At 57.3% G+C, this 25,909-nt stretch carries 24 protein-coding genes and 1 pseudogene; 20 read left to right on the plus strand and 5 right to left on the minus strand.

Going from position 1 to position 25,909, the window contains the following annotated elements; all coding sequences use genetic code 11:
- Positions 1-668: 668 nt before the first annotated feature.
- From rnk to ACP148_RS01485, 8 genes and pseudogenes are all read left to right on the plus strand, one after another.
- A complete protein-coding gene (gene rnk, locus ACP148_RS01450; protein WP_425033021.1) occupies positions 669-1,076 on the plus strand; it encodes a nucleoside diphosphate kinase regulator in 408 nt (135 codons plus the stop codon).
- Positions 1,077-1,203: 127 nt separating this feature from the next.
- Entirely contained in the window at positions 1,204-1,704 is a 501-nt protein-coding gene (locus ACP148_RS01455) for a hypothetical protein (RefSeq protein WP_425033022.1), read from the plus strand.
- A 108-nt stretch (positions 1,705-1,812) separates the two neighbouring features.
- Positions 1,813-3,162, plus strand: coding sequence for an NADP-specific glutamate dehydrogenase (gene gdhA, locus ACP148_RS01460; protein WP_425033023.1), 1,350 nt, complete (start codon positions 1,813-1,815; stop codon positions 3,160-3,162).
- Positions 3,163-3,229: 67 nt separating this feature from the next.
- Positions 3,230-4,503 (plus strand): annotated as a pseudogene (locus ACP148_RS01465) (O-acetylhomoserine aminocarboxypropyltransferase/cysteine synthase family protein).
- Positions 4,504-4,592: 89 nt separating this feature from the next.
- Positions 4,593-5,944 (plus strand): IS3 family transposase gene (locus tag ACP148_RS01470; RefSeq protein WP_421949987.1). Its coding sequence is split into 2 segments (ribosomal slippage): positions 4,593-4,929 and positions 4,929-5,944, totalling 1,353 coding nucleotides; the frame shifts between segments, so codons are not numbered across the junction.
- Positions 5,945-6,020: 76 nt separating this feature from the next.
- On the plus strand, positions 6,021-6,722 hold the full coding sequence (locus ACP148_RS01475; RefSeq protein ID WP_425033024.1) for a M24 family metallopeptidase: 702 nt from the start codon (positions 6,021-6,023) through the stop codon (positions 6,720-6,722).
- Positions 6,723-6,777: 55 nt separating this feature from the next.
- The gene (locus tag ACP148_RS01480) at positions 6,778-7,023 is read left to right on the plus strand and encodes a hypothetical protein (RefSeq protein ID WP_332719243.1); all 246 of its coding nucleotides are present in this window, start codon (positions 6,778-6,780) and stop codon (positions 7,021-7,023) included.
- 31 nt (positions 7,024-7,054) lie between these two features.
- The gene (locus ACP148_RS01485) at positions 7,055-8,089 is read left to right on the plus strand and encodes a LacI family DNA-binding transcriptional regulator (protein WP_425033025.1); all 1,035 of its coding nucleotides are present in this window, start codon (positions 7,055-7,057) and stop codon (positions 8,087-8,089) included.
- A gap of 47 nt (positions 8,090-8,136) precedes the next feature.
- Here the strand turns inward: ACP148_RS01485 and ACP148_RS01490 are convergent, their stop codons facing one another.
- Positions 8,137-8,676: a hypothetical protein gene (locus ACP148_RS01490; protein ID WP_425033026.1), complete on the minus strand. Its 540-nt coding sequence runs from the start codon at positions 8,674-8,676 to the stop codon at positions 8,137-8,139.
- A gap of 12 nt (positions 8,677-8,688) precedes the next feature.
- On the opposite strand from ACP148_RS01490, the gene ACP148_RS01495 reads away from it, so the two are divergent.
- On the plus strand, positions 8,689-9,321 hold the full coding sequence (locus tag ACP148_RS01495; RefSeq protein WP_425033027.1) for a tyrosine-type recombinase/integrase: 633 nt from the start codon (positions 8,689-8,691) through the stop codon (positions 9,319-9,321).
- A 239-nt stretch (positions 9,322-9,560) separates the two neighbouring features.
- Here the strand turns inward: ACP148_RS01495 and ACP148_RS01500 are convergent, their stop codons facing one another.
- Positions 9,561-10,280, minus strand: a complete 720-nt coding sequence (locus tag ACP148_RS01500) for a putative quinol monooxygenase (protein WP_425033028.1) — start codon at positions 10,278-10,280, stop codon at positions 9,561-9,563.
- 156 nt (positions 10,281-10,436) lie between these two features.
- On the opposite strand from ACP148_RS01500, the gene ACP148_RS01505 reads away from it, so the two are divergent.
- The 7 genes from ACP148_RS01505 (at position 10,437) to ACP148_RS01535 (ending at position 18,204) form a co-directional block, all read left to right on the plus strand.
- Entirely contained in the window at positions 10,437-11,297 is an 861-nt protein-coding gene (locus tag ACP148_RS01505) for a LysR family transcriptional regulator (RefSeq protein ID WP_305292595.1), read from the plus strand.
- A 423-nt stretch (positions 11,298-11,720) separates the two neighbouring features.
- Positions 11,721-12,671 carry a helix-turn-helix transcriptional regulator gene (locus ACP148_RS01510; protein WP_425033029.1) on the plus strand — a complete coding sequence of 317 codons (951 nt, stop codon included), beginning with the start codon at positions 11,721-11,723 and terminating at the stop codon, positions 12,669-12,671.
- Between the two features lie 108 nt (positions 12,672-12,779).
- Positions 12,780-13,754, plus strand: a complete 975-nt coding sequence (locus ACP148_RS01515; RefSeq protein ID WP_425033030.1) for a hypothetical protein — start codon at positions 12,780-12,782, stop codon at positions 13,752-13,754.
- Positions 13,755-13,780: 26 nt separating this feature from the next.
- The gene (locus ACP148_RS01520; protein WP_425033031.1) at positions 13,781-15,634 is read left to right on the plus strand and encodes a vWA domain-containing protein; all 1,854 of its coding nucleotides are present in this window, start codon (positions 13,781-13,783) and stop codon (positions 15,632-15,634) included.
- A gap of 173 nt (positions 15,635-15,807) precedes the next feature.
- Positions 15,808-16,668, plus strand: coding sequence for a hypothetical protein (locus tag ACP148_RS01525; RefSeq protein ID WP_425033032.1), 861 nt, complete (start codon positions 15,808-15,810; stop codon positions 16,666-16,668).
- Between the two features lie 22 nt (positions 16,669-16,690).
- Positions 16,691-17,230 (plus strand): hypothetical protein, encoded by a 540-nt coding sequence (locus ACP148_RS01530; RefSeq protein WP_425033033.1) that lies wholly within the window; start codon positions 16,691-16,693, stop codon positions 17,228-17,230.
- A gap of 341 nt (positions 17,231-17,571) precedes the next feature.
- A complete protein-coding gene (locus ACP148_RS01535; RefSeq protein WP_425033034.1) occupies positions 17,572-18,204 on the plus strand; it encodes a tyrosine-type recombinase/integrase in 633 nt (210 codons plus the stop codon).
- Here the strand turns inward: ACP148_RS01535 and ACP148_RS01540 are convergent.
- Positions 18,175-18,402, minus strand: coding sequence for a hypothetical protein (locus ACP148_RS01540; protein WP_425033035.1), 228 nt, complete (start codon positions 18,400-18,402; stop codon positions 18,175-18,177). The two genes, ACP148_RS01535 and ACP148_RS01540, sit on opposite strands and share 30 nt — an antisense overlap.
- 312 nt (positions 18,403-18,714) lie before the next feature.
- Between ACP148_RS01540 and ACP148_RS01545 the strand changes: the two genes are divergently transcribed.
- Positions 18,715-19,605 carry a LysR family transcriptional regulator gene (locus ACP148_RS01545; protein WP_425033036.1) on the plus strand — a complete coding sequence of 297 codons (891 nt, stop codon included), beginning with the start codon at positions 18,715-18,717 and terminating at the stop codon, positions 19,603-19,605.
- Between the two features lie 33 nt (positions 19,606-19,638).
- On the opposite strand, the gene lhgO is transcribed toward ACP148_RS01545, so the two are convergent.
- Together lhgO and ACP148_RS01555 are read right to left on the minus strand one after the other, a co-directional pair.
- Positions 19,639-20,862 (minus strand): L-2-hydroxyglutarate oxidase, encoded by a 1,224-nt coding sequence (gene lhgO / locus ACP148_RS01550; RefSeq protein WP_425033037.1) that lies wholly within the window; start codon positions 20,860-20,862, stop codon positions 19,639-19,641.
- A gap of 45 nt (positions 20,863-20,907) precedes the next feature.
- Positions 20,908-22,596, minus strand: a complete 1,689-nt coding sequence (locus ACP148_RS01555; protein WP_425033038.1) for a thiamine pyrophosphate-binding protein — start codon at positions 22,594-22,596, stop codon at positions 20,908-20,910.
- Between the two features lie 278 nt (positions 22,597-22,874).
- Here ACP148_RS01555 and ACP148_RS01560 point away from each other — a divergent pair, with 278 nt between their 5' ends.
- The 3 genes from ACP148_RS01560 to ACP148_RS01570 all read left to right on the plus strand — a co-directional run bounded on the left by ACP148_RS01560 (position 22,875) and on the right by ACP148_RS01570 (position 25,907).
- On the plus strand, positions 22,875-24,332 hold the full coding sequence (locus tag ACP148_RS01560) for an NAD-dependent succinate-semialdehyde dehydrogenase (RefSeq protein ID WP_425033039.1): 1,458 nt from the start codon (positions 22,875-22,877) through the stop codon (positions 24,330-24,332).
- A gap of 24 nt (positions 24,333-24,356) precedes the next feature.
- Positions 24,357-25,334: a Bug family tripartite tricarboxylate transporter substrate binding protein gene (locus tag ACP148_RS01565; RefSeq protein ID WP_425033040.1), complete on the plus strand. Its 978-nt coding sequence runs from the start codon at positions 24,357-24,359 to the stop codon at positions 25,332-25,334.
- 72 nt (positions 25,335-25,406) lie between these two features.
- Positions 25,407-25,907, plus strand: a complete 501-nt coding sequence (locus ACP148_RS01570) for a tripartite tricarboxylate transporter TctB family protein (RefSeq protein ID WP_425033041.1) — start codon at positions 25,407-25,409, stop codon at positions 25,905-25,907.
- Positions 25,908-25,909 lie beyond the last annotated feature (2 nt).

A 25,909-nucleotide genomic window follows, 5' to 3' on the forward strand; every position in this document is an offset into this window, starting at 1 on the left:
AATTTTTGTCGCGCCGCACCGCAGGCACGGTGACTTGCAAAAAGAACTTCTGATGCTATGTGAATAACCATGCTCCGCACATCGATCCAAACCGCCTGCACCAGGACGCCAATGGGCGCACTCTCTGCCCCCCGGGGCGGGGAATGTGTATTGCGTTAGCGCCAACACACCGCCTCGGGCCTGGTGGTCCTTGTCATTTTACTTTCTCGCAAGCGCGAGCGGAGGCCGGTGTGCGCAATTCTCTCAGTCCTTTCACATGTCGTCATTGTACCGAAACCATTCCACGGGCTGCCGTGCGGTGCCCATGGTGCTTAAAGCCACTGCCAGATCACTGGCCTGTTCGGTTTCCTCGTCCCGGTGCCATCTATGGGTTTGATATGGTGGAGCGCATGTGACCGGCGACCCTCGGTCGCATGCAGAGGGGCTCGCTTGACTTCCCTGCCCAAAGAGCTAGCAATGGTCTCATGATGATCCGAGCGCGTTTGACACTTCAGAAAATGCTCATGGGACAGCCCGTAATAGGACTGTAGCCCGAAGCTCGGCCATTCGCGCCTTCCGAGCTTCGGGAGGTGCGCTCATCGTTTGCACGATCAGCGCCTTTGGCGCCTTCACAATCTCCTGAAATTTCGGACCGCCGGCACAATGCCTGGCGGAGATCGTGTGCAATCATGTCTCAAACTGCAATGAAATCGGCGGCCTTGCCGCGTTTGATCCTTGGTGTCGAGGATCATGGAAAACTGATGACCATGGCGAACGGTATCACCGGCCCCATGGCCAATGTTGCCGACCAGCTCATGAACGAACTGGATCGCGCCCGCGTCGTGGCCCAGTCCAAGCTGCCCGCAGATGCCGTGCGGCTGGGGTCGGTTGTTTCCTTTACCACGACCGATGGCTTTGACCGTACCTATCAGTTGGTGTTCCCCGGCGAAGCGGACATCTCGTCGGGAAAAGTGTCCGTGCTCACCCCGATCGGTGCTGCCCTGATCGGGTTGCGCGAAGGACAAAGCATTCCCTGGACCGCCCTTGACGGCCGTCGGCTGTCCTTGACCGTCGTCCGCGTTGAGCAGAGCCAGTAATATGGACGTCCATATCGCAGTGAAAGCAGTGCTCAAGTTCGGAGCATAGGGCCAGGCCGTCATGAGGTCGGTCTGGTCCCGTGTTCTGCCCTGTTTTCAACCAGAGGTCCATTTCATGAGCCCTGCCATGCTGCCGAGACTTACACCGCGCGATTTTGCAATCCTGGAAACCATGCTCGCCGACCACTTAGGTGACGATGAGCTGCTGATCGCTGCCATCCGCAAGAAAATGCAATTCGCCAAAATTGTGTTTGCCGACGATCTGCCCGGCGAGATCGTGACAATTGGCTCTCGCGTCGCCTTCACGGTGGATGAGGAATGGCCGCAAGAGCGCCGACTGGTAACCCTTGAGCACTACGTCCCGGGCCAGGACCACCAGTCAGTGGCCAGCCTTCGGGGTATCGGGCTACTTGGCCAGGCAGCGGGAGACAAGATCGAGATTGATTTTGGCGGTCGCGTCGTCGCGCTCGAAATCCACACTGTGCTCTACCAGCCAGAGGCCGAAAGCAAGGCCCGCAGAAAACCATCCGATCTGCATCTGGTCGCAAGCCGGGGCGATAGCCGGCAGCCCGTGTCTCACCGCTCAGGCCGGCGGCCGGGAGATGATCCCGGTCCCTCTGCCGCGTGATTTCCATTGCTGTCGTGCGGTCGGCCCCATGACCCGCGCGATGGCGATTGGGCGCAAGGGCAAACCACTTGCCCTTGCGCCGCACGCCCAACAAAAGGTATTTCAACAATGAGCGCTACCGACGACATCCTCGGTCCTGTCTATTCGCAAGTCCTTCGACGTAACCCTGGCGAAGACGAGTTTCATCAAGCTGTTCGCGAAGTGCTCGACAGCCTGGGACGGGTTGTTGCCAAACACCCCCACTATGGCAGTGCAGGGTTGATCGAACGGTTGTGCGAGCCCGAACGACAGATCATCTTCCGCGTGTCATGGACCGATGATCAGGGATATGTGCAGATCAACCGAGGTTTCCGCGTGCAATTTAACTCTGCATTGGGACCCTACAAGGGTGGGCTAAGGTTCCACCCAAGCGTCAATCTGGGCATCGTGAAGTTTCTCGGCTTTGAGCAGGTCTTCAAGAATGCCCTGACCGGTATGCCGATTGGCGGCGGCAAGGGAGGGTCGGATTTCGACCCCAAGGGCAAGTCCGACGCAGAAATCATGCGGTTTTGCCAGGCGTTCATGACCGAACTTTCTCGCCATGTCGGGGAATATACCGACGTTCCGGCCGGTGACATCGGTGTGGGACAGCGTGAGATTGGCTACATGTTTGGTCAATACAAGCGCATGACCAACCGCTATGAATCGGGTGTTCTGACCGGCAAGGGGCTGAGCTGGGGCGGCTCGCGGGTTCGTAAGGAAGCCACCGGTTACGGCGCCGTCTATTTTCTGGCCGAGATGCTACGCATGCGCAAAACCGATCTTTCCGGGCAAAGGGCCGTTGTTTCGGGTTCGGGCAATGTTGCCATTTATACGATGGAAAAGCTCATCGAACTGGGCGCTACGGTAGTGGCGTGTTCGGACTCCAGCGGGTACGTCGTCGATGAGAGCGGCATCGATATCGTGCTCTTAAAAGAGATAAAAGAAAGGCGGCGCGGGCGTATCGAGAAATACGCCGAGCTCAAGGGCAATGGGGCTCATTACAACGCCTCGGGATCGATATGGGCCGTACCGTGCGACCTCGCCATTCCTGCCGCAACCCAGAACGAGCTGACGGGTAAGGACGCCCGCTCGCTTGTTGAAAACGGTGTTGTCGCCGTTGTCGAGGGTGCCAACATGCCGTGTACGCCTGAGGCTGTGCGCATGTTTGAAGAGGCGGGAATCCTGTTTGGTCCGGGCAAGGCGTCCAATGCGGGCGGGGTTGCCACCAGTGCGCTCGAAATGCAGCAAAACGCTTCGCGCGATTCCTGGACGTTTGAACAGACCGAAGAACGCCTTGCCGAAATCATGAAGGATATTCACGACCACTGCGCGCATACCGCCGATGAGTATGGTCTGCCAGGTAATTATGTGGCGGGCGCCAATATCGGGGGATTTGTCCGGGTTGCCGATGCCATGTCTGCGCTCGGCATAATTTAAGCGCCAACTGGTGGTGTCCTGGAATGGCGCAGCCTATCATGGCAGTGTCTTGTACGGAGGAAATTTAATGAAACTCGAAACTCTCGCCCTTCACCATGGGTACACGCCAGAGCCGACGACCAAGGCGGCCGCTGTGCCGATCTATCAGACGACCTCCTATACATTTGACGACACCCAGCATGGCGCCGACCTTTTCGACCTAAAGGTTGAAGGCAATATCTATACGCGCATCATGAACCCAACCTCTGCGGTGCTCGAGCAGCGCATGGCGGCCCTCGAAGGGGGCGTCGGTGCTCTTGCGGTCGCCTCGGGCATGGCTGCCATCACATATGCAATCCAGACAATTGCGGGGGCGGGCGATAACATCGTGTCGGTGAGCCAGCTTTATGGCGGTACCTACAATCTATTCATGCACGCCCTGCCGCGCCAAGGCATCGAAGTGCGTATGGCTCCAGGTGACGATCTCGATGCATTCGATGCGTTGATCGACGAAAACACCAAGGCGGTCTTTTGCGAATCGATCGGCAACCCGGCTGGCAATGTCGTGGACATCGAAAAGCTCGCCGAAATCGCCCATCGTCACGGCGTGCCCCTGATCGTGGACAACACGGTCGCAACGCCGTTTCTTTGCCGTCCGTTCGAGTTCGGCGCCGATATCGTCGTGCACTCGCTGACCAAATATATCGGCGGCCATGGCAATGCAATTGGCGGTGTGATTGTGGATTCGGGCAAGTTCGATTGGGCGGCGCACAAGGAGCGCTTCAAAATCCTCAACGAACCTGATCCGTCATACCATGGCGTTGTCTATACTGAGGCGCTTGGTGCAGCTGCCTACATCGGTCGCTGCCGGGTCGCGCCGCTGCGCAACACCGGCGCCGCGCTGTCCCCGCACAATGCATTTCTCATTATGATGGGACTCGAAACATTGGGTCTGCGTATGGATCGCCACTGCGAAAACGCGCTCAAGCTCGCGCAACATTTGCAGTCCCACCCAAAGGTAAACTGGGTGAACTACGCAGCGCTCGACACCAGTCGATATAAACCCATCTGTGACAAGATCGCTGGCGGCAAGGCGTCGGGGATCGTCAGTTTCGGGGTCATTGGCGGACGTGAAGCCGGGGGGGGAAATTCATCGACGCACTCCAGATGATCTACCGGCTGGTCAATATCGGGGATGCCAAATCCCTGGCGTGCCATCCGGCCACAACCACTCATCGCCAACTCGATGCCGATGAACTGAGATTGGCAGGCGTTTCGGAGGACCTTGTGCGCATTTCGGTGGGCATTGAAAATATCGACGACATCATCGCGGACGTCGATCAGGCGCTGGCGGGTCTATAGGAGGTGTACCCCGTCAGCACCGATGGCACAGATTTGATCTTGTGATGTAAGGAGGGTTTTGGTCTCGTCGGAGTGACGAAGGAACGACGATGAGATCAAAACCCTCGAAAGCCAAGAAGCCCGCCGAACAGGTGGTCAAGGATATCCGCCGCGCGACACGGCGGCACTTTTCTGCAGAAGACAAGATCCGCATTGTGCTCGATGGCCTGCGTGGAGAGGACAGCATTGCCGAGCTGTGCCGCAAGGAAGGCATTGCCCAGAGCCTCTATTACACCTGGTCCAAGGAATTCATGGAAGCGGGAAAGCGTCGGCTTGCTGGCGATACAGCCCGTGCTGCCACCACCGACGAGGTCAAGGAACTGCGCCGCCAGGCCGGAGCGCTCAAGGAGTGTGTTGCCGATCTGACGCTGGAAAACCGTCTGCTCAAAAAAAGCATGATCGCGGATGGGGACGACGACGCATGAGGTATCCAGCATCCGAAAAGCTCGAGATCATCAGGCTGGTCGAGCAATCCCATCTGCCAGCAACACGCACGCTCGATAATCTGGGCATCGCGCGCCGGACCTTTTATCGCTGGTATGACCGCTACCTCAATGGTGGGCCCGAGGCGCTGGAGGACCGGCCATCGGCGCCCAGCCGGGTGTGGAACCGGATCCCGACCGCCATCCATGATCAGATCATCGAGATGGCGCTGGAACAGTCCGAACTGAGCCCCAGGGAACTGGCGGTTCGGTTCACCGACGATAAGGGCTACTTCGTGTCTGAAGCCAGCGTTTACCGGCTTTTGAAGGCCCACGACCTGATTACCAGCCCGGCCTATGTCGTGATCAAGGCTGCCGATGCCTTCCACACCAAGACCACCCGGCCCAACGAGATGTGGCAGACCGATTTTACCTACTTCAAGATCCTCAGCTGGGGCTGGATGTATCTCTCCACCGTGCTCGACGATTATTCCCGCTACATCATCGCCTGGAAGTTGTGCTCAACGATGCGGGCACAGGATGTCACCGACACTTTGGACCTGGCACTGGCAGCTTCAGGGTGCGATCGGGCCCATGTCCACCATAAGCCTCGGCTGCTCAGCGATAACGGCCCGAGTTACATCGCCGGGGAACTGGCCAACTACATCCAGGCCAACCGGATGAGCCATGTGCGCGGTGCACCCTGTCATCCTCAGACCCAGGGCAAGATCGAGCGCTGGCACCAGACACTCAAGAACCGGGTGCTACTGGAAAACTACTTTCTGCCGGGGGATCTCGAGGCCCAAATCGCTGCTTTCATCGAGCATTACAACCACCAGCGTTACCACGAGAGCCTCGACAACGTGACCCCGGCCGACGCCTACTTCGGCAGGGCACAAACCATCATCAAACAGAGAGAAAGGATCAAACGACAGACCATCGAGCATCGGCGCTTGCAACACCGCAATCTCGCCGCATAAAATCAACCCACAGACGAGGCCAACGCTCCTCTATTCAACGCAACAAATTGCGCCAAATCATCTGACGACAGACAGTTTGAAGTCGATCAAGTCCGAGACCGAGATTGGCCTTATGAAGATCGCCGGCCGCCTGGCCGACGGTGGGCTTGCGGACCTGCGCGACAATCTCAAGGAAGGCATGACCGAGCGTGAAGCCGTTCGGATCTGCTACACCTCGATGTTCTCGAACGGTGCCGACAGCCAGGCCTTCGACATGATGGTCCAGTCTGGCGAGAATTCCGCCAAGTACTTCCTGGCCCGACCGCGCGACAAGGTTATCCGCAAGGGCGAACTCCTCCTCGTGGACATCGGTTGCCGGTTTAACGGTTACGCATCGGACATGGCGCGTGGCGTGGCCTTCGGTGAAGTCAGCGCCAAGCAGCAGGAACTGCTCGATGTGACGCTGGAAGCATGGCTGGCCGGCACAAAGCACCTCAAGGCCGGCAACAAAGCCTCCGCACCGGACAAGTATATCAATGAAGTCCTCGAACAGCGCGGATATCTGCATGGCAATGGCGAGGGCCGCTCATGCGGCCATGGCACCGGCATGGATCCCGAGGAAGAAATCCCGTCCATGGGTTCGGATGTGATCCTCGAGGAAAACATGAGCGTGTCGTACGAAGTGACGGTCCAGATCCCGGGCGTCGGCGGTAGCCGCGTCGAGGACGATGTGATCATCCGCAAGGACGGTCCGGAGTTCCTCACTCACTTCGCCCACTCGTGCCAGTGGGGCGTCTGACAACCCGGGGGTGGCCGGCGCTTTAGGGGCCGGCCACCCCATCGTGGAAGATGTCATGATCGTAGACTTCTGTAGCACCAACCTGCGCCTGCTCGAATCGGCGAAGGCCTTGCACGACACGGCGACCGACCAACTGCGCCCGGGCGACCGCGTGCGGGTCCTGCGGTGCATCACGCGTTGCCATACCTGCGGCTACACGCCCAATGTGAGAATCGATTTTCAAACCTTTGACGATGTGAGCCCGCTCACGCTCAAGAACTTGCTTGCGCAGGAAGGTCGATTCCACGATGTCTCTGAATGACTATGACTTCAGAGATGGAGAACGCAGGAGAATGTCTACCCTCAAAGAAGTTGCTGCATTGGCCGGTGTATCGATGGCCACGGCGTCCGCCGCCATAAACAACGGACCGGTCGGCAAGGCGTCGCGCGAAAGAGTTCTCGCTGCCGCAAAGCAGCTCAATTACGTCCCGAGCAAGGCCGGACGGATGCTGATGACGGGAAAGAGCAACGTCATCGAAATGGTGATCATGACCATTGATGGCCACCCGGACATCGTCCGGCGCACGGCCTTGTTCTATTACTTGATGTTGGGTGTCTCCGAAGTCGCCGAGGCCAATGGTTTTGGCGTACGCTACACCACGAAATCTCATGATGCGCCTGACGTCACGGAATATTTCGATCACGTTGTCGGCGATCGATCGGCCGACGGCATTATCATCGTTCCCCAGTTCGCCCGTGACTATTCATTTCTCAGCGCGCTGCACCGGGCCAGGTACCCCCATGTGATGTTGCGCCCGAGCCGCAATGCAGAAGATAGCAATTACGTCGACCTCGGCGACTACGAGGGGGGGCAGATGGTGGGGCAGGAACTCGTCGGGGTCGGCGCCAGCAGCATAGCGCTGATCAACGGCCCACAGTCACACCTCTGCGCCATAGAGCGCGAGCGTGGTCTGTCGGACGCTCTGCTCGACCTGGGTGGGACGATCGTCGCAAAGTCTTACAGCGACTATACGATTTCGGGCGGATACGACGCCATGGCCAGGATATTCGAAAGCGGCAAGCTGCCGGAAGCCGTGTTCTGCACCAATGACTATATGGCCGCCGGTGCGATGAACTTCCTGCGGGAAAAAGGCGTGTCCGTGCCAAGGGATATCGCCGTTATCGGTTATGACGACAGCGATCTGGCCACGGTGGTCTATCCCGCGCTCACGACCTTGGATAACCGCTTCTTCGAGATCGGCCAAGCGCTTGCTGAAGAACTGATTTCCGTCATCAGAGGCGAAACAACCACTATCGCCCGCTCGCTCATCCCGATCTTTCGGGAACGCGCCAGCCACAGTTATGGCAAAACGGGGTGGGCAGATTAGTTGGAACACGCTGTTCTTCAATCGACCAGGGTCTGGCTTCGTCAGTCTCAAGAACGCCGAAATAATGCGCGAACCTCCAGGCCCTTTGCCAAGGTTAAGCAGGTCGCAGCGTCGCCAGCGAAACGATCCAAACCGGATGCGGCAGTAGCTCGAATGCCGCCGCCGAAGACCGAGAGAGCCGCTCCAATCCGCTCAATCACATTCCCTCCGGCCAAAGCGTCGATCAGCCTTGCCACCCGGCACGCTCGCGATAATTTACACACCCCTCCCGCCGCCGCAATATCGTCATCGCGGCGCGCCAACGCCAATGCCTGACTACCCTTTCCAAAACCACAACGTTTCGTTTCGGGGTGTACCACATAGCACTGGTATACATATGTCTGCAGCGCCGGTATCTCGAATGCAGTGGGCACCGCCGCGCACTTTGCACCTGACAGTTGTGCATTCATAAGCAACCGGAAAGTGTTCGAGCCGATAGTAGAAGATTTGACGTCCGCTTTGCTGGCCTGAAAGCCAAAATCGGACCGTCCGTAATCGGCCCCGCGGCTGCCGATCTCATCGTTTCTCTTTTGGCCAATCACGGCCAAAGGAGAACTGAAATGGGATACTCTCGATATGATGCCGCAGCCCGAGGACGGGCTGCATGGAATGCTGGAAAGACAGTCGGGACCAAACGCCCTCTTACGCAGAAGCAGATCTGGGCTGTCCGTTTCTTCCTGGATCGGGAGGGCCGGGTTCGAGACCGTGCCCTGTTCGACCTTGCCATCGACAGCAAGCTTCGCGGCTGCGATCTGGTCAAGATCAAGACTGGCGACCTAGTCACAGGGCCGGAAATTCGAACGCGGGCCATGGTCGTTCAGCAAAAGACCGGGCGGCCAGTTCAATTCGAACTGACCAGCGATGTGCGTGCCAGCCTGCTCTCATGGCTTGAGAAGCGAGGGGGCAGTGTCAGTGACTATGCCTTTCCGAGTCGTATTGACCACGGCAATCACATGAGCACACGGCAGTATGCCCTTCTGGTGGACGAATGGGTCACAGCCATTGGTCTTCGATCCTCAGACTATGGCACGCATTCGCTGCGAAGAACGAAGGCGGCGATGATATACAAGGCAACCGGAAACCTGCGCGCCATCCAAATTCTGCTCGGCCACACCAAGATCGAGAATACCGTTCGGTATCTCGGTGTGGACATCGAGGATGCTTTGCTTCTGGCTGAACGGACCGAAATATGAGCTGGAGCGGTCATTCGCTCACCACGGATGACCGCTTCGTTCCACTGGCTCTAGGTTCACAGATGCCGACACCGGGGTGGGAACCTGCCGTTCCCGCGACCAGCCCCTGAATGCAGCTATGTGGACAAAGCGCTAATTCGCTGCAGTTACTCGAACGACCGCTTCACGGTGAATCTAAATTCGTTCGGCAAAGCGCCTGATGCGTTCCACCAGGCGCCTCTTGTTCCTGTCACATCGCGTTACTTGATGGCGAGGATGTCGAAGTTGTGGACGTTAGCGACCACACCGTCGTCCCACCCGCCAGCGACCAACTCCGCTGCCCGTTCGTTCAGCAGCCCGGCGACTTGACCGGCAAAGTGTGCTTCACGGCCAGCATTGTTGGTGAAGATGTCGAAGATTGCGAAGGATGTTTCGTCAATCTGCAGCGCCGCCCAGAACAATGTGCCGGGTTCGGTTTCTCCGACGATGGGACCAGCTGCGGTCAGCAAGGCTGCCAATTCCGGCCCTCTGCCGGGTGCTGCTTCGAGCGTGATGTACGTGGCTGTCGTGGCCGAGTAGAGATCAACCGGTTCCCTCACCGACAGGACATCGGAATTGTTGATATTCGCGACAACACCATCGTCCCAGCCCCCGGCGACCAGCGCGTCGGCATTTTGGTTCAAAGCCGCGGCCATAGCGCCGGAGAAATGCGCATTGCGCGCTTCTTCATCCACGAAGATATCAAAGATCGCGAGCGTATCGTCGGCTTGTAAGGCAAACCAAAGCACGGTGCCTGGTTCGGTGTCCGCGACAATCGGGGCGGCTCCGGCCAGAAATTCGGCGAATGCTTCGGTCTGGCCTTCAGCGGCGAGCATGGCGATGTAGCTGGCAGTGTGATTTTCCATTGGGGTTTCCTGTGCGGGTGCAGATGTCGTGATCAAGGCCAAAGCGGCGAGTGTCTTGAGAATTTGGGCTTTCATGGTCGCCTCCTGATTGAGAGGTCGTTGTGTTTGGTTTCGATGCATCCTTTTCCCATGCCGAATGCCTCAGGCACCAATCCCGAACTTCTATTCTTTGATAGACATGTGCTATGGTGAACCTCATGGCGGAAAGTGACGGAGACTGTGGCAGTGGAGATGAACCAGATCAGGTATTTTTTGGCTGTCTGCCAGCATCGCAACTTCACCCATGCCGCTAGCGCCTCAAATGTTTCCCAACCGTCCTTGACGACCGCGATCAAGAAACTTGAACACGAGCTCGGGGGTGATCTGTTTGTCAGGGACCGCGCGGGATGCAGGTTGACGGCACTCGGAAAACTCATGCAGCCAAGGCTACAGAAAGCGCATGACGAAACGCAGGCAGCTAAGGCAGAAGCCGTCCGCCACACGCGACTAGAGCGGGTTCCTATTTCTGTCGGTGTTGGCGAAACGATTGGTCACAACCGGATTTCAGCCGCCGTGGAACGCTTCCGTACACGATTGCCGCAAGCCGAAATAGAGTTGATCGTGGCGTCTGCCTCCAAGCTTCTGGCCGGATTGCGAGAGGGTAAATTTGACGTCGTTGTCACAGCGGCGACGGTCAGTGAAGACCTCTATCGAATAGACCAGCTCTATGACGAGTCCTACAAGGTTGTGGTGTCCAAGTCGCACCCGTTGTCTGAACGAGACGCTATTTCTCTTTCGACACTCGCTGAAACTGACATGCTCGATCGACCCAATTGCGAAATGCGGGATGCGTTGCATGGGGCATGTGCAGACCAAGGTCACGAACTCTACGCGGCCTATCGGTCAAATCGCGTGGATTGGTTAGTCGAACTCGCGCGGCAGGGATTAGGCGCGGTGATTTTGCCAACCACGGCAATTCCAGCAGACAGGGGCCTCGTTTCGATACTCATCGACGGCCTTGAAATTTCGCGAACTGTTTCTGCTCTTCGTTATCGGCACCAAACGACGAGACCAGAGACAAATGATCTGATCCGTGAGATTGCGCGTGTGTAGACGTAGTATCATTGATGGCCGACATTCGCGCATAGTGCAGTAACTGGTACTTTGGGCTCGAATCGGTCGTTCCGGAAGCCAATCGCGAATGGCCGGAATGGCGTCGGATGCTGAATGTCGGCTTTGTCCGCATCCATGTCAGAACCGGTCAGTCCGCTGTCGGCTCCAAATTGTGCCAATGCCTCGGCGCAGCGGATCCTCTGCTGGTGACCGGCATGAGGTAGTTTTAGGCGGGCAGCTTGCAGCGACCAAGTAGAGCATGCAGACGTTCGCGTTGGCTTTTATCATGCAGACGACCGGGCGTCGAGGCGGCGTGACCGGGCAGCACTGTTTCAGCATAACCTTCAGGGGCTTGCCGTAAGTTTAGTTACCGTAGATGCTCAGTATCAGACTTTGGGAAGCTTTTCAGGTTGATCTGTCGCTATGGGGGAAACAAAAAACGCATCTGAAGTCAGCGACTTTCTGCTGGAACTATACCATGATGCGTCTGAATGCAGGCCGGAGGAACTTCGCCTGCGGGTGCTGCAAAACCTACAGCGCTTCATTCCTTTCGATTTCGGGGTGTGGGGCGGTGGCTGGGCCAATGGCCGGCTGGTTACGGACCTGACGGTTCTCAATCAAAGCGAGGCGATATTGGGCGAATGGGACTCTGTCGCCCAGGAGGATGCCTTCTGTGACCTGACGCTCAATCGTCTCGGCACGACCGCCCGTTTCGATGACGTTCCAAACTATCGCGCAAGTCTGGCCTTTAATGAGCATTGGCAGCGCTTCGATGCCACGCACATGATGGCGACGATCGTCGGGGAAAAGACGGACGGCTATGTTAGCTTCGTGGGTCTGTGCGCGGAAAATAGACCGATGACGTTCTGCGATACCCAGCGCAGGTTCAAGCAGCTGCTTATGCCACATCTATCGCAGGCGCTGCGTATGAACCGTGAACTGTGGACCGGTCGCGCGGCACTGGAACATGAAGCGATCGCGCTGATAGACCGGGAAGGTTGGGTGCTGTGCACACAGGGGCCCTTTGACGATTTTGCCGAACACGAATGGGGTGGGCGCATAGCGCAACTACCCGCTCACGTCATGGACACGCTTAAACGTGGCAATCGCTGGCGGGGCGAAATGCTGGATGTTCGATTGTCCCCGTTCGGCAGCAATTATTTCGTCCACCTGTCAATCCATCCCGCCCTTTCGAGTTTGTCTCCGCGTGAACGTGAGGTCGCTGGATTGTTCGGCTCCGGCATGACCACCAAGCAGGTGGCGCGTGCCTTGGGTACATCACCATCCACAGTGCGCAATCAGGTCGTGCGCATCTACGAAAAGCTCGGCATCTCCAGCAAAGCGCAGCTCGCGACACTTGCCGGCGGTAAGTAACCGCCGTGCTGCGCTGCCAATAGAGCAAATGCTCTATTTTCAATCGAGCCTGGACGCGATTACCTTCAGAACGCGCGCCAGACGAGAGCGGGCGCAATTGGGGGATGCATGTGGGATTTCAGTGTTGGCAGGGCAATTGGTCTGATGATGCAGACCCTGCCTTTCGTTGTGCTTAGGATGGCCGTCTATTTCGTTATTACCTTGGCCTATATCCTTGTGACGGGCACAGGCGCGGGAATCGGGTTTGGCGTAGGCGCCCTGGGCGATGCTGGCTTTCAGACCGGTTCGACCTTCTGGGGCGGCCTGATCGGTTTCGGTATTGTCGGGGCCGTCATGTACTGGGCGCGCGAATATATCCTCTACATCGCTAAGGCCGGCCATATCGCCGTGCTGGTAGAGTTGATCGATGGTAAGCAGCTGCCCGAGGGGCGCTCGCAGGTCGAGCATGGCAGGGTCGTTGTGACGGAGCGGTTCGCGCAGGCCAGCGTGCTGCTTGCAGTCGATCAACTCATCAAAGGCGTGTTGCGAGCGGTCACCGGGCTGATCCGCGGTCTACTCACCATTTTGCCGATACCGGGCGTCCGGCAACTGACCGGCATCCTGCATGCCTTTCTACAAGTGGCGGTCGGATTTATCGACGAAGTTATCCTTGCCTACGCCATCAGGACTGGCTCGACCAATCCGTGGGCCTCGGCCAAGGACGCGCTGGTGCTTTATGGGCAGAACTACAAGGTCATGCTCAAGAATGCCGCCTGGCTCTCCATCATCGTCTATCTCCTGAGCTTTGTGGTGTTCCTCGTCATGCTCGCGCCCGCAGCACTGGTTGTCTACCTGATGCCGGGCGCGTGGGCGGCAGGCGGGTTCGTCTTTGCGCTTCTGTTCGCTTGGGCGGTCAAGGCTGCGCTTTTAGAGCCGTTCGCCATTACCTGCCTGATGCAGGTCTATTTCAAGACAATCGAAGGCCAGCAACCCGATCCCGAATGGGATGCACGGCTTGAGCAGATGTCGGGCAAGTTCCGCGACCTCAAGACGCGTGCATTCGGCAGCCAGGCTCAACCCGATGCCAGCGCCCAACCTGCCTGACACGACACTGCGAGGGAAATTTGATCATGAGACTTTTCGCGCTCCTGCCGCTGGTGCTCGCCTCGAGCTTGGTGCCGTCTATCGCAGCCGCATCCGAGGATGTGGTGGTCGTTTACGACGGCTCGGGTTCGATGTGGGGGCAGATCGCCGGCGTCGCCAAGGTCGAGATCGCGCGAGAGGTCATGGGTGATCTTATCGCCACCTGGCCTGAGGGCGCAAACATAGGGCTCGTGGCCTACGGTCACCGGCGCGAAGGAGACTGCTCCGACATCGAGACCTTGATTGCACCGTCCCCGCTGGACAGGGCGACCTTCATTTCGACGGTCAACGGGGTCACGCCGCGCGGGCGCACGCCGCTCACCGAGTCCGTTCGTCAGGCCGCCGATCTGCTTTCCTATCGCGACACGCAGGCTACCGTGATCCTGATTTCGGACGGATTGGAAACCTGCCAGGCCGATCCTTGTGCGCTCTCGGCAGAGCTGGCGCAGCAGGGGGTGAACTTTACCGCCCATGTGGTCGGCTTTGATCTGACCGAAGAAGAGCACGCCGGCCTTGCCTGTATTGCGGAGAACACGGGCGGGGTGTTCGTGCCTGCGCAAAATGCCGATGAGCTGCGCGATGCGCTGGCTCATGTGCAAAACGTTGTCGACCTTCAGCCGCTCTCTCCGCCCGAATCCGTAACGGAGCCTGACCCCGTACCGGAACAGCAGGTCGATGCCGAGATCGAGCTTGACGTGCCCGCTACAGTGGTCACCGGTGCCAGCTTCACCGTCGCATGGTCTTCCACGATCGACCCGCAGGATTATATCACCATCGTTCCCGTTGGGGCGGATGAAAACACTTATGGCAACTACCAGCGGGTGTACGGCAATACAGAGAGTAGCCTGACTGCGCCCGCCGAACCGGGACTTTACGAGGTGCGCTATGTCCTGGACGAGGGCACACGCGCATTGGGTTCTACCCCGGTGGAGGTTGTCGAAGCCGAAGTCTCAATCTCCGCTCCCGACGAAGTCACGACAGGTGCCAGTTTTGATGTTTTGTGGTCGTCTTCTATTCATCCCCAGGACTACGTCGCCATCGTTCCTGTGGGCGCGGATGAAGGCACCTACACCAATTACCAGCGCGTGCGTGACCAGACGGAAGGCAGCTTGACTGCGCCTGCCGAGCCGGGGCTCTACGAGGTGCGGTATGTGCTGGAGGAAGGCGCGAGAACGCTGGCGTCGGACCCGGTGGAGGTGATCGAGGCCGAGATATCTGTTTCGGCCCCGGAAACGGTCACGACCGGAGCGAGCTTCACTGTTTCCTGGTCATCCTCGGTCCATCCCCAGGACTACGTGACCATCGTTCCTGTGGGCGCGGATAAAGGCGCCTACACCAATTACCAGCGCGTGCGCGACGACGCGGAAAACAGCCTGATCGCCCCTGCCGAGCCGGGACTTTACGAGGTGCGGTATGTTCTGAACGAAGGCTCTCGGACGTTGGCATCAGCCTCGATCGAGGTCCTCGAGGCTGAGGTGATCCTGCAAGGCCCGGACGTCGCGCGTGCACAAACACCGCTGCGCATAAGCTGGTCTATGATCATTCATCCTCAGGACTATATCACCATTGTTCCGGCTGGCGCCGATGAAGGAAGCTACCAGGACTATATCCACGTCAGGGACGATCTTGAGGGAGATCTCGACGCGCCTGCCGATCCCGGCCTTTACGAGATCAGATATGTTCTGCAGGAGGGCGCACGCACGATTTCCAGCCGCATGCTGGAAGTGGTTGGGGCTGACGCTCCGCTCGATGATGGTGTGGGCTTGATTGTTCCGTCGCAGGCCGGTTCCGGCGAGACGATCACCATTACCTGGTCCGGGGGTGCTGACAGCGCCGACTAGCGCCTGGCGCTTGCCCGGGCCGATCAGGCCGATTTCAGCTGGATCGAAGCCTATCGCATCGGCGAGGAAACCACAGTCGAATTGACCATGCCAAATGAGCCGGGCCGCTATGAGATCCGGTATCTTGATATCAGCGGACAGGCCGTTCTTGGGCGCGCCATCGTGGAGGTGGAATGACCATGTTTCTTGCCAAAAAGACTCAATGGCTTGCTGTGGCGGCCGCCGTTCTTGTGCTTCCCTGCTTCCTTGCGGCCGCTCACGCCGAAATCGACGGCCACGGTCCCGACGCGTGGCGGGTCATAGATGTTGGGGCCAACGATGTGCTCAACGCCCGCATGGGGCCCGGCACCAACTATCCCGTGATCGAGACCTTTGCGTATGACGCGCGGGGATTGCAGCAGATCACCTGCGTTCCGTTTTACACGATGGCGCATTTTTCGGCGATGACCGACGCCGAACTCGCGGCCCTGCCGCCGCGCTGGTGTCTTATGCGTTCCGCCGATTTGAGCAAGGCAGGCTGGGTGGCGCAACGCTTTCTGATTGCCGATTTCGATGATGACGTCCTTTTCGGGGATGGCGGAGGGTATGACGAGCCCGAGGAGGTGATGGATGTCGAAAAGATCCTTCCCGCGCCCACGGCCGGCTCTGACGCGTGGTCCAGTGACGAACTGATCGAACACGCGCGTGGGCTCGTTGCGGCGCTATATGCCTATGATGACCCTGCTCGGGGCGTGAGCCATCGCGATCCGGCCGCGCCCGATGTGTTTTTCTCCAGTGAATTCAGGGATGCGCTGCGATCCCGCCCGCCCGGCGCGGACCTGCTCATAGGCGCGCAGGATTTCCAGGGCAGCGTTTCCGAGCCGATGCCGGACCCCGATCAGCCCATGTTCCGCGGCATGATTACAATCAATGTCGAGGTCGAAAACTTCGGCCAGAGGCACACGGCCATCTTCCGCCTGCGCGGCGACACCACCCGACCTGACGCCCCGCTGCGCATTTTCCGCATCGAGCACGACGGCTGGTCGTACCCGTAAGCGCATAAAAAGGACGTCTTCAATGAAACTGTATCCAGCGCCTATCCTGGCAGCATTCGGACTCACCCTGTGCCTGGCGCAGCCTGCGCTGGGCCAAATTGCAAAAACGGTGGTGGGTTCAGTCGAAGCTACGATCGGCGATATGGCCTATGCGGGCGAAACGCTCGATGTGCCCTCCGAGGGGTCCTCGACCGCCGAAATTCGATCTTTTGGCCCGGTGACCTCTATCTCCATCCAGGCTCACGACCCCGAGGCCGACAGCCTCATGCGCAACGTCCTGACCATTGAGGTTTCGCTGATGGGAAGCGATGCCTCCATCATTGAACCGTCAGTTGCATGGTGGCCGGAAGGGATGAGCCCGCCCTTCTATCTCAGCGAAGACAGCGGGGCGGCCCCCGAAGTCGTCTTTGATGTGCTTTCTCTGGAAGACGGGGCCGCCGCCGCCAAGGGCAGTTTCTCGGCCGTCGTCTGCCGCAGGGAAAGCATGCTCGCGGAAGCTGACACGAGCGACTGCCGTCAGGTCGAGGGTACTTTCGATACCGCCTTGCGCAAGGCCGATTGAACCATAACAAACCAGTCGCTTGCTCGTTTAATACTGGTGTCTGATGGGAACGCGGCGGCCCCTCATGGCCTACAATCACGTTCTGCACCGTGCGTAATAAGAGTGCGGAGGACGAGATAGCAAAACGTCGGGTGGACATGACGCGGTCGCCAATGACTACTGCACATGCAGGGTCCGGTTCCAAAAGCGAGGACTATTAACGCGAACGACCGGGATGGGGTCGGCAGCCGGATGGCCGCTTATCGAGCGATTTCGCCGAAACCGGACAGGCAGCAATCGGCCCCGCAGCCGCCGGTCTCAGCGTTTCTCTTTTGGCCAATCACGGCCAAAGGAGAACTCCGATGGGATACTCACGATACGATGCTGCAGCTCGAGGGCGGGCTGCATGGAATGCTGGAAAGACTGTTGGGACCAAGCGCCCTCTAACGCAGAAGCAGATCTGGGCTATCCAATTCTTTCTGGATCGGGAGTGCCGAGTCCGAGATCGTGCCCTGTTCGATCTTGCGATCGACAGCAAGCTTCGCGGATGCGACTTGGTGAAAATTAAAACCGGAGACCTGGTGACAGGGCCGGAAATTCGAACGCGGGCTACCGTGGTGCAACAGAAGACCGGGCGTCCTGTCCAATTCGAATTGACCGGCGATGTGCGCGCCAGCCTACTGGTGTGGCTCGAGAGACGCGGCGGCACAGTCGAAGATCATGCTTTCCCAAGCCGGATCGACCACTCGCACCACATGAGCACGCGCCAGTATGCCCGCCTGGTGGATGAATGGGTCACAGCGATCGGGCTTCGATCATCGGACTATGGCACACACTCGCTCCGCAGAACCAAAGCGGCCATGATTTACAAGGCCACCGGCAATCTGCGCGCCATTCAGATATTGCTCGGCCACACCAAGATCGAAAACACGGTGCGGTATCTCGGTGTGGACATCGAGGACGCGTTACTTCTTGCTGAACGGACCGAAATTTGAGCCTGGAGCGGTCATTCGCTCACAACGGATGAGGGTGGTGGCGGCGGCCAGCGCGGCATCCATAGCGTTGCCGCCGCGCTCGAGCATTTGAAGGCCGGCCTGGACAGCGAGCGGCTGGGACGTTGCAACAATATTTTGCGCCATCACCGGGGCCTGTGTTGCGCCATAGGGGGCTGCATAGGAAAACGCGATGGTCATGTTTGGTCCTGATTGTTAAAGGGGCTTGAACGGACGTCGGCTCTGGAGCGCACGCGCTCAAAAGCGGTTGTGAGGGTCTGCGCAATGCGGAATCGAACGGGTGATGCTAGCCCCGATCCCTGCCAATCGGCATATTCATAAGTAAATTGCAGAACGCAGACCTTCACACCTGCGATGCTAGAGAGCTACTTTGTGAGGCGGAATACTGCTGTGCTGCAATGGACAGGAAAAGTCGTCTTTCACTCATGAGTATGCTAGTGCCAACCGATCTATCGGTTGTCGATCTCCCACGTATTTCCAGCGGGGCCGCTGATGAAACGACGCTCATTGCCTACCATAAATGCTCTGACCGCCTTTGAAGCGGCCGCTCGATTGGAGAGTGTAGCCCAGGCTGCCGAGGAGCTGAACCTTTCTCAAAGTGCTGTGAGCCGACTGGTGCAGCAGGTGGAGTACGCTCTTGAGGTGCCCCTATTTCTGCGTGTAAAGCAGCGCATTGTGGTGACTGACGCCGGGCGCGCTTACGCTGCAAATATTCGAAAAATGCTCTACGACCTTGAGCAGACTACGCTACGGGTGATGTCGTACGGGTCGGCGTCGGGCAATCTATCGCTGGGGGTATTTTCTACTTTTGCCAGCAAGTGGCTTCTGCCGCGCTTGCCGGATTTTCGAAGGAACAGGCCAGATGTTGTCATAAGTTGTTTTGTCCGGAGAGAACCGTTCAATTTCGATGATGATCCGCTTGATGCAGCAATTCACTATGGTGAGCCTGTTTGGTCCGGAGCAATAGCTGAGCCGTTATTTTCTGAGACAGTACTTCCGGTGGCAAGCCCCACCATACTGGACATAAAATCGGTTCGCGAGCCTTCCGACGTCACTAAGTTTCCATTGTTGCACGAGATCACGAGGCCGATGGCATGGCGGGAATGGTTTTCGGCTTACGGGGTAGATGCGCCGGGAAACCTGCAGGGAGGGCGGTTCGATCAGTTCGGTCTCATATCGGCCGCGGCCGTCGCTGGCCTGGGTATCGCCCTGATCCCTTCATTTCTTATTGAAGAGGAGCTGCGTCGCGGGGACCTGGTTGTCCTGATGGACAGGCCGTTACCTGATCCAAAAAACTATTACCTTGTCTATCCGCTCCGAAACAAGGGGGTCAAATTGATCGAAGAATTTCGCAACTGGGTCCAGGAGCAAAGCGCCCATTAAGTGGCGGAACTCCTGGGAACGCTGCCGCTTACATCACCAGCCGGTGTTCAACTTGATCTCCGAGCTCCGATCTCCGGCAATTTCGTCTGCTATCATTCCACCAATGGGAATGGCCGACGTTGCTGCGGGCGAGGGCGCGTTGAGCACATGAAGCATGCGTTCGGTCTTTCTGAAGAGAAAGTCGTGGATCAATTGGCCATTTCTACCAACTGCCTGGGCCCTGATACCGGGGGGGAAAGGCTGCAGGTCCGCAAGTTCAAGGGAGGGGCAATATTTTCGGCATTGTTGCAAATACCCATTGCGGCTGAGCGAGTTTCCCAGCTCTTGCAGCGAGGATTTCCAATGCGTCGTTATCGCGCGCCATAGACCAGGATAGGATAGCGCCGAAAATGCGTCCCGGCTATTTGCGGCGATCTTGCGATAACCCTCGCGATCCAGAGCAAGAATGGCATTGGGGCCCACTGTGACCGAGCCGTCGATCATTGGGGTAAGATGAATGCCAAGGAACGGGAGCTTAGAATCTGGTACGGGATAGATCAGGTGATGTACGATCTCGTTTCTGTGAGGCGGCAACTTAAAGTATTCCCCTTTGAAGGGAATGATTCTAACATCAGTTTTCAGTCCAGATAACGTCGCCACACGGTCAGATTGCAATCCGGCACAGGCGATCAGTTTTGACGCCAGCCACGTTCCGCCGTTGGTGCCGACTTCAACAGCATTATCTGTCTCGGAAATCCTTGTTACACGCTCTCCAAGCCGGATTTCGGCTCCTTTGTCACGGAGCTCGCCGGCCATAGTCCGGCAAATTTTCTGGTAGTCCACAATTCCGGTCGAGGGGACACGAAGTGCGCCCAAACCGGAGACGTTGGGCTCAAGATGATGCAGGGCTTCCGAACTGAGATACTCGACTTCAACGTCATTGGCCAAGGATCTCTGATACAGTCTGTCCATGGCCTGCTTTTCAGCTGGCGTTGTCGCGACAATGAGCTTGCCGCGGACCTCAAATGGGATGTCGTGTTTTACGCAGAAAGCCTTGGTCGCCAAGCACCCCTCTTTGCACAGTTTGGCTTTGAGGCTGCTTGGCTCGTAATATATTCCTGAATGGATGACGCCGCTGTTGTGCCCTGTCTGATGGGTCCCAACCTCAGGCTCCTTGTCAAACAAGATGAGACTTGCACTCGGTCGACGCTCAAGCAGAGCAAGGGCGGTGGCAAGCCCTACGATGCCCCCGCCAATGACGCAAAATTCGTATTGCATTTGATCCTACCGTTACTCGAATGGTCGTCCGCAATAAGTCCAGACCTAATGGCTTTGCACTGCCAGTTTGGACTTTGCGGTTTCGCGAATGACCGTCAGCGATCTGTCGATGGTCAGCGTGTCCGGTGAGACCAGGCAGTGGATAATCGCAGGGCGTCCAGATGAGACAGCCCGTTCCAAGGCTGGAACGAAATCTTCTGTTTTTTCGACACGCTCCCCGTGACCACCAAAAGCGCGCGCATAAGCGGCAAAGTCGGGGTTTTTCAGACTCGTTGCCACTACCCGGTCAGGATAGTTCATCTCCTGATGCATCCGTATTGTCCCGTACATTCCATTGTCCACTACGATGACGATTATCGCCAAATCGTACTGCACCGCGGTTGCAAATTCCTGGCCATTCATCAAAAAGCAGCCGTCACCGGCAAATGCTATGACGGGTCGGCTCAGATCCAGTCTGGCAGCGGCAACTGCAGCCGGGATACCGTAGCCCATGCTTCCTGAGGTCGGCGCGAGTTGTGTGCCGAACTTGGTAAATCTGTAGAACCGATGGACCCAGGTTGCGTAGTTGCCTGCGCCGTTCGCGATGACTGTCGACGGCGGCATTCTCGCGTTCAGTTCATTCATGATCTCGCCTAAGTCAATTTTACTGTCCTTCCGACAGCGCGGCGTAGTCCATGCCTTGAACGTGCGGTTCATTTCCCCGATCAAAGCCTGACGATCCTTCTGCTTGCCTTGATTAGCAAGCAGACTCTTCAGGAAGGGGCCCGGAGACGTATTCAGGCCGATATCGAACTGATAGACTCGGCCCAGCTCCTCCGCTCCGGGATGAACATGAACCAGTTTTGGAGAAGGAGCGGGAATGCTGAAAAGCGAATAGCTCTGGCTCGGCAGCTCTGAGAGGCGTCCCCCCAACAATATCACCGCATCACTCGAGCGCGCGTATTCGACCAGTTCGGGATTTGAGCCAACACCGAGATCCCCCACAAAGTTCTTGTGGTCGGCGGGGAACAGTGACTGGCGGCGGAAGGAAACAGCGACGGGAAGGGAGAATTCTTCTGCCAAACGCACGAGATTGTTCACCGCCGTTGCGTCCCATCGTGTTCCGCCCGCAATGACGAGCGGGCGCTCGGCAGCGGCAAGAATGTCTCGTACCTGCTCTATTTCGTGCTCGGCGGGCACCGGTTCGCTTACCTTGTAGGGCTTTGCGTCTGCAACGACAGCGACCTCGGTCAGCATGTCCTCTGGAAGACCTATTACCACGGGCCCGGGGCGCCCATTGGTCGCCACGTGGAAGGCTCTTGCAACGATTTCGGGGATGCGGCGCGTGTCATCGATCTCGGTGGCCCATTTGGCTATTGGTCCAAAGGCGGCAGCATAGTCAACTTCCTGGAACGCCTCCCGGCCCTTCATTCCTCTTTCAACTTGGCCCACAAAGAGGATCATCGGCGTGGAGTCCTGCTTGGCAATGTGGATCCCCGGACTGGCATTGGTTGCGCCCGGACCGCGGGTTACGAAGCAAATTCCGGGACGACCGGTCAATTTTCCGCTCGCTTCGGCCATCATGGCCGCACCCCCCTCCTGGCGGCACACGGTGACGCTGATGTCGGAATCGTGGAGTGCGTTCAGCGCGGCAAGGTAGCTCTCACCCGGCACGCAAAATAGGTGGTCGACTCCATGAATGGCCAATTGATCGACCAGAATGCGACCGCCGTCTCGCGCTAATGACTGCTTCATAAGTTCTTCCTCTAATTTGCCTGGACCTGCCTGTCGACCTTGGCCGCAAGCTGTTGCTTTTGGCCTGGTTCATATCGCTGCATCACCACTAACCTCACCAGGTGAAATAGATGAGCAAGCCGCTGCCCATCAATCTATTTGTCGGCAAGACATCTTGCGAAAAAAGCAATAAGTTCGGCTTGGCCCGCTGTTGACGGGGGCCAATCAATCCAATTTAATTATGGATAAGCAACACTAGCCGGTCTTCGCGAACATAAAACCGGGAGGAATTAGCGTCGATGTCAACTCAAAGTTACGCGTTTCAGCGCAGTGCGAATTTCATCGCAGGGCATTGGGTGGATGCAACGACAAAAGAGGCGCTCGAAGTCCGCAATCCTGCCACTGGAGAAGTGCTTGGCGAAGTGCCCAACGGCGGAGCCCAGGATGCGCGTCACGCGATCGCTGCCGCTCGCACGGCCTTTGTTGAGCTCAGGGGCACGACGGCTGATCAGCGGGCCAGTTGGCTTCGCGCTCTGTACCAGAATATCAAGGATGGTGAAGAGGAACTTGCGCGACTGCTTACCGCAGAACAGGGTAAGCCTCTTCAGGAGGCGCGTGCCGAGATTGCCCTGGGAGCCAATTATGTTTTGTGGTTTGCCGAAGAGGCACGGCGAATATACGGCGACATCATTCCATCGCCCTGGCCCGAAAGGCGTTTGCTTGTCCAAAAACAACCCGTAGGCGTTGTTGCCGCGATCACCCCGTGGAATTTTCCGTTTTCAATGATTGCGCGAAAGGTCGGAGCCGCGGTCGCCGCTGGATGTACGGTTGTGGTTAAGCCGGCCTCGGAAACGCCATTGTCTGCACTGGCTTGGGGCGTTCTTTGCGAGGCAGCGGGCGTGCCCGCGGGTGTGGTCAACATCATTACAGGCCGGGCGGCGGATATAGGCGGGGAGATGACCTCCAGTCCGGACGTCGACAAGATCAGCTTTACCGGCTCAACCGCAGTGGGAAAGCTTCTGCTCAAGCAGGCCGCAGAATCGGTCAAGAAGGTCTCAATGGAACTAGGGGGCAATGCTCCCTTCATCGTATTTGACGATGCCCAGATCGATCGCGCGGTGCAAGGCGCCATGGCGGCCAAATTTCGCAATGCCGGCCAAACATGTGTATGTGCAAACCGCATCTATGTGCAGACAGGAATATACGACGAATTTGTCAGAAAGTTTGCCGCGGCCACGGCGGCCCTCAAGGTTGGTAATGGCCAAGAAGCCGGCGTAGAACAGGGGCCCCTCATTAGCGAGGGGGCTGTCTCAAAGGTAGAGGAACTCGTTGCCGATGCCACTTCAAAGGGCGCCAGCGTCGTCACAGGCGGGCAGCGGCATCAAATCGGCGGCTCGTTCTACGAACCCACAGTCTTGTCCAGTGCCAATCAAAACATGCGAATTGCGCGAGAAGAGATTTTCGGGCCGGTGGCGGCAATCTTTCCTTTCGAGACCGAACAATCCGCCGTTGAGATGGCAAACGACACCGAGTACGGCCTTGCCTGCTATTTTTATACCGAGAACACAGCGAGAATGTTCAGGGTCATGGAGCGTCTCAACTACGGGTTGGTCGGTGTCAACGAGGCTCTCATCACCACAGAAGTTGCGCCGTTCGGCGGTATGAAGGCTTCCGGCATTGGCAGAGAAGGCTCGAAATACGGAATCGAGGACTACCTCGAAATTAAATATGCCTGCATTGGGCATATTTTTGACTAGTTTCTGAAACCTAGGGAGGAATATATGAACAAACTAATGACACGCTCTGTCATTCTGGCCTTTGGCCTGATAGCAGCCAGTACGCCAGCCTTTGCTCAATATCCTGAGAAGGACATCCGGGTTATTATGCCTTGGGGTGCTGGTGGCGGTGCAGATAGCATCGTACGAAAAATCATGAGCATCGCCGAAGACGAACTGCCAACTTCTATATATATTGAAAATATTGAAGGGGGCATTAGTTCTATCGGGATCAACCAGGTTATGGCTGCGCGCCCTGACGGCTATACATACGGGGCTCTGACCTATGACAGCGTCATCACCGTTCCGTGGCGAGAACTGCTCGCAGATTACAGCCTCGATCGTCTCGATCTGATTGCGCGCCTTACCAGTGAGCCCAATGCCCTCATGGTCGGTACCCAGTCCGAATTTGAAACCTATGAGGATCTTGTAGCCGCCGCGCAAGCCGAACCTGGATCCATCACGATTGGAGTTCATGGGCTTGGCTCCATGCCGCATCTGACAATGCTAGAACTTGAGAATGAGACAGGATTGGACTTCAGGCCCATCTCTTATCCGGACGGTTCGGCTGGGCAACGCGAGGCGATTCTTTCGGGCGAGATTGACGCTGCAATTACCAGCCTGGGGGATTTTGCTCCCCTAATCGATTCTGGCGACGTCAGAGGACTAGTTGAATTCAGCGATACCGAAAATCCAAGCTATTCAGAGGTACCGATCAGCGCCGAAGTTGGACTGGAACTCCAGACCGGAAGCTTTCTCATCATCGCAGGGCCGGCAGGTTTGCCTGAGGATGTGAAAACGACCTTTGTGGATGCAGTGAAAACGGCGTTCGACAGTGAGGAGTTTCAGGACTGGGTCGCAGGCGTAGGCGTTACGGCGAGTTGGTCCGGGCCTGACGAAGTCACCGAATGGGTGCAGTCATTGCAGGCCGACATCTTCGCGCAGCTCGACAGGCTGGCTGCAGACGGTGTGATCGAGAAATAACATCAAAACCCTGGGCGCCCATCGCATTGACCAGTGCCGGGCGCCTGGGGTAGCCAAGTGAGGGTATCTGCCATGAAGCGGTTAATGCGCTACTTGTTCAGTGAGTTCTTCTTAATTTTCTTTCTGCTCCTCATTTTCAATGTCGCCTATCTCGTCGATGCTTGGAGTTCAAACAAGATATTCGAGTACGGCGTTCCGAGCACGTCGTTTTTGCCGATCGTTCTCTCAGTTATAATGTTCGCCGGATTGATTGGTATCGCCGTTGAGGACTGGAGAGGCGAGCGATTGCCGGGAAGCAATATTAAGGCAGATCAGATTATTTCATATTTGAGATCTGATGTATTCTTGATGATATTCAGTACGATCGTTTACGTTTTGTTTTTCGTTCCTGCTGGATATGTTTTGTCAACTCTCGTTTACACGTACGTAATACTGGCGATCTTTAGGTTCTCTGACTTACGTAGTGTTGTCGGTCAGCTTAAGCTGGTGGCGTCGGCGTCAGCTATTGTCGCGGCGATCTACCTGTTTTTTGTGGTCGGATTCGGGGTTCGACTGCCGGGTCTTGGAGCGTAGTA

This window comes from Pelagibacterium sp. (assembly GCF_965249125.1).
Taxonomy (GTDB): Bacteria; Pseudomonadota; Alphaproteobacteria; order Rhizobiales; family Devosiaceae; genus Pelagibacterium.

What these genes read in the sequence shown, in the direction of transcription:
- ACP148_RS01495 (WP_425033027.1), top strand. Translation starts at nt 8,689, where the DNA reads ATGGGATACTCTCGATATGATGCCGCAGCCCGAGGACGGGCTGCATGG.
- ACP148_RS01510 (WP_425033029.1), top strand. Translation starts at nt 11,721, where the DNA reads ATGGGGGAAACAAAAAACGCATCTGAAGTCAGCGACTTTCTGCTGGAA.
- ACP148_RS01540 (WP_425033035.1), bottom strand. Translation starts at nt 18,402, where the DNA reads ATGACCATCGCGTTTTCCTATGCAGCCCCCTATGGCGCAACACAGGCC.
- ACP148_RS01560 (WP_425033039.1), top strand. Translation starts at nt 22,875, where the DNA reads ATGTCAACTCAAAGTTACGCGTTTCAGCGCAGTGCGAATTTCATCGCA.
- rnk (WP_425033021.1), top strand. Translation starts at nt 669, where the DNA reads ATGTCTCAAACTGCAATGAAATCGGCGGCCTTGCCGCGTTTGATCCTT.
- ACP148_RS01525 (WP_425033032.1), top strand. Translation starts at nt 15,808, where the DNA reads ATGACCATGTTTCTTGCCAAAAAGACTCAATGGCTTGCTGTGGCGGCC.
- ACP148_RS01515 (WP_425033030.1), top strand. Translation starts at nt 12,780, where the DNA reads ATGTGGGATTTCAGTGTTGGCAGGGCAATTGGTCTGATGATGCAGACC.
- ACP148_RS01455 (WP_425033022.1), top strand. Translation starts at nt 1,204, where the DNA reads ATGCTGCCGAGACTTACACCGCGCGATTTTGCAATCCTGGAAACCATG.
- ACP148_RS01530 (WP_425033033.1), top strand. Translation starts at nt 16,691, where the DNA reads ATGAAACTGTATCCAGCGCCTATCCTGGCAGCATTCGGACTCACCCTG.
- ACP148_RS01480 (WP_332719243.1), top strand. Translation starts at nt 6,778, where the DNA reads ATGATCGTAGACTTCTGTAGCACCAACCTGCGCCTGCTCGAATCGGCG.
- ACP148_RS01545 (WP_425033036.1), top strand. Translation starts at nt 18,715, where the DNA reads ATGAAACGACGCTCATTGCCTACCATAAATGCTCTGACCGCCTTTGAA.
- ACP148_RS01570 (WP_425033041.1), top strand. Translation starts at nt 25,407, where the DNA reads ATGAAGCGGTTAATGCGCTACTTGTTCAGTGAGTTCTTCTTAATTTTC.
- ACP148_RS01555 (WP_425033038.1), bottom strand. Translation starts at nt 22,596, where the DNA reads ATGAAGCAGTCATTAGCGCGAGACGGCGGTCGCATTCTGGTCGATCAA.
- ACP148_RS01505 (WP_305292595.1), top strand. Translation starts at nt 10,437, where the DNA reads ATGAACCAGATCAGGTATTTTTTGGCTGTCTGCCAGCATCGCAACTTC.
- ACP148_RS01500 (WP_425033028.1), bottom strand. Translation starts at nt 10,280, where the DNA reads ATGAAAGCCCAAATTCTCAAGACACTCGCCGCTTTGGCCTTGATCACG.
- gdhA (WP_425033023.1), top strand. Translation starts at nt 1,813, where the DNA reads ATGAGCGCTACCGACGACATCCTCGGTCCTGTCTATTCGCAAGTCCTT.
- ACP148_RS01535 (WP_425033034.1), top strand. Translation starts at nt 17,572, where the DNA reads ATGGGATACTCACGATACGATGCTGCAGCTCGAGGGCGGGCTGCATGG.
- lhgO (WP_425033037.1), bottom strand. Translation starts at nt 20,862, where the DNA reads ATGCAATACGAATTTTGCGTCATTGGCGGGGGCATCGTAGGGCTTGCC.
- ACP148_RS01485 (WP_425033025.1), top strand. Translation starts at nt 7,055, where the DNA reads ATGTCTACCCTCAAAGAAGTTGCTGCATTGGCCGGTGTATCGATGGCC.
- ACP148_RS01520 (WP_425033031.1), top strand. Translation starts at nt 13,781, where the DNA reads ATGAGACTTTTCGCGCTCCTGCCGCTGGTGCTCGCCTCGAGCTTGGTG.
- ACP148_RS01565 (WP_425033040.1), top strand. Translation starts at nt 24,357, where the DNA reads ATGAACAAACTAATGACACGCTCTGTCATTCTGGCCTTTGGCCTGATA.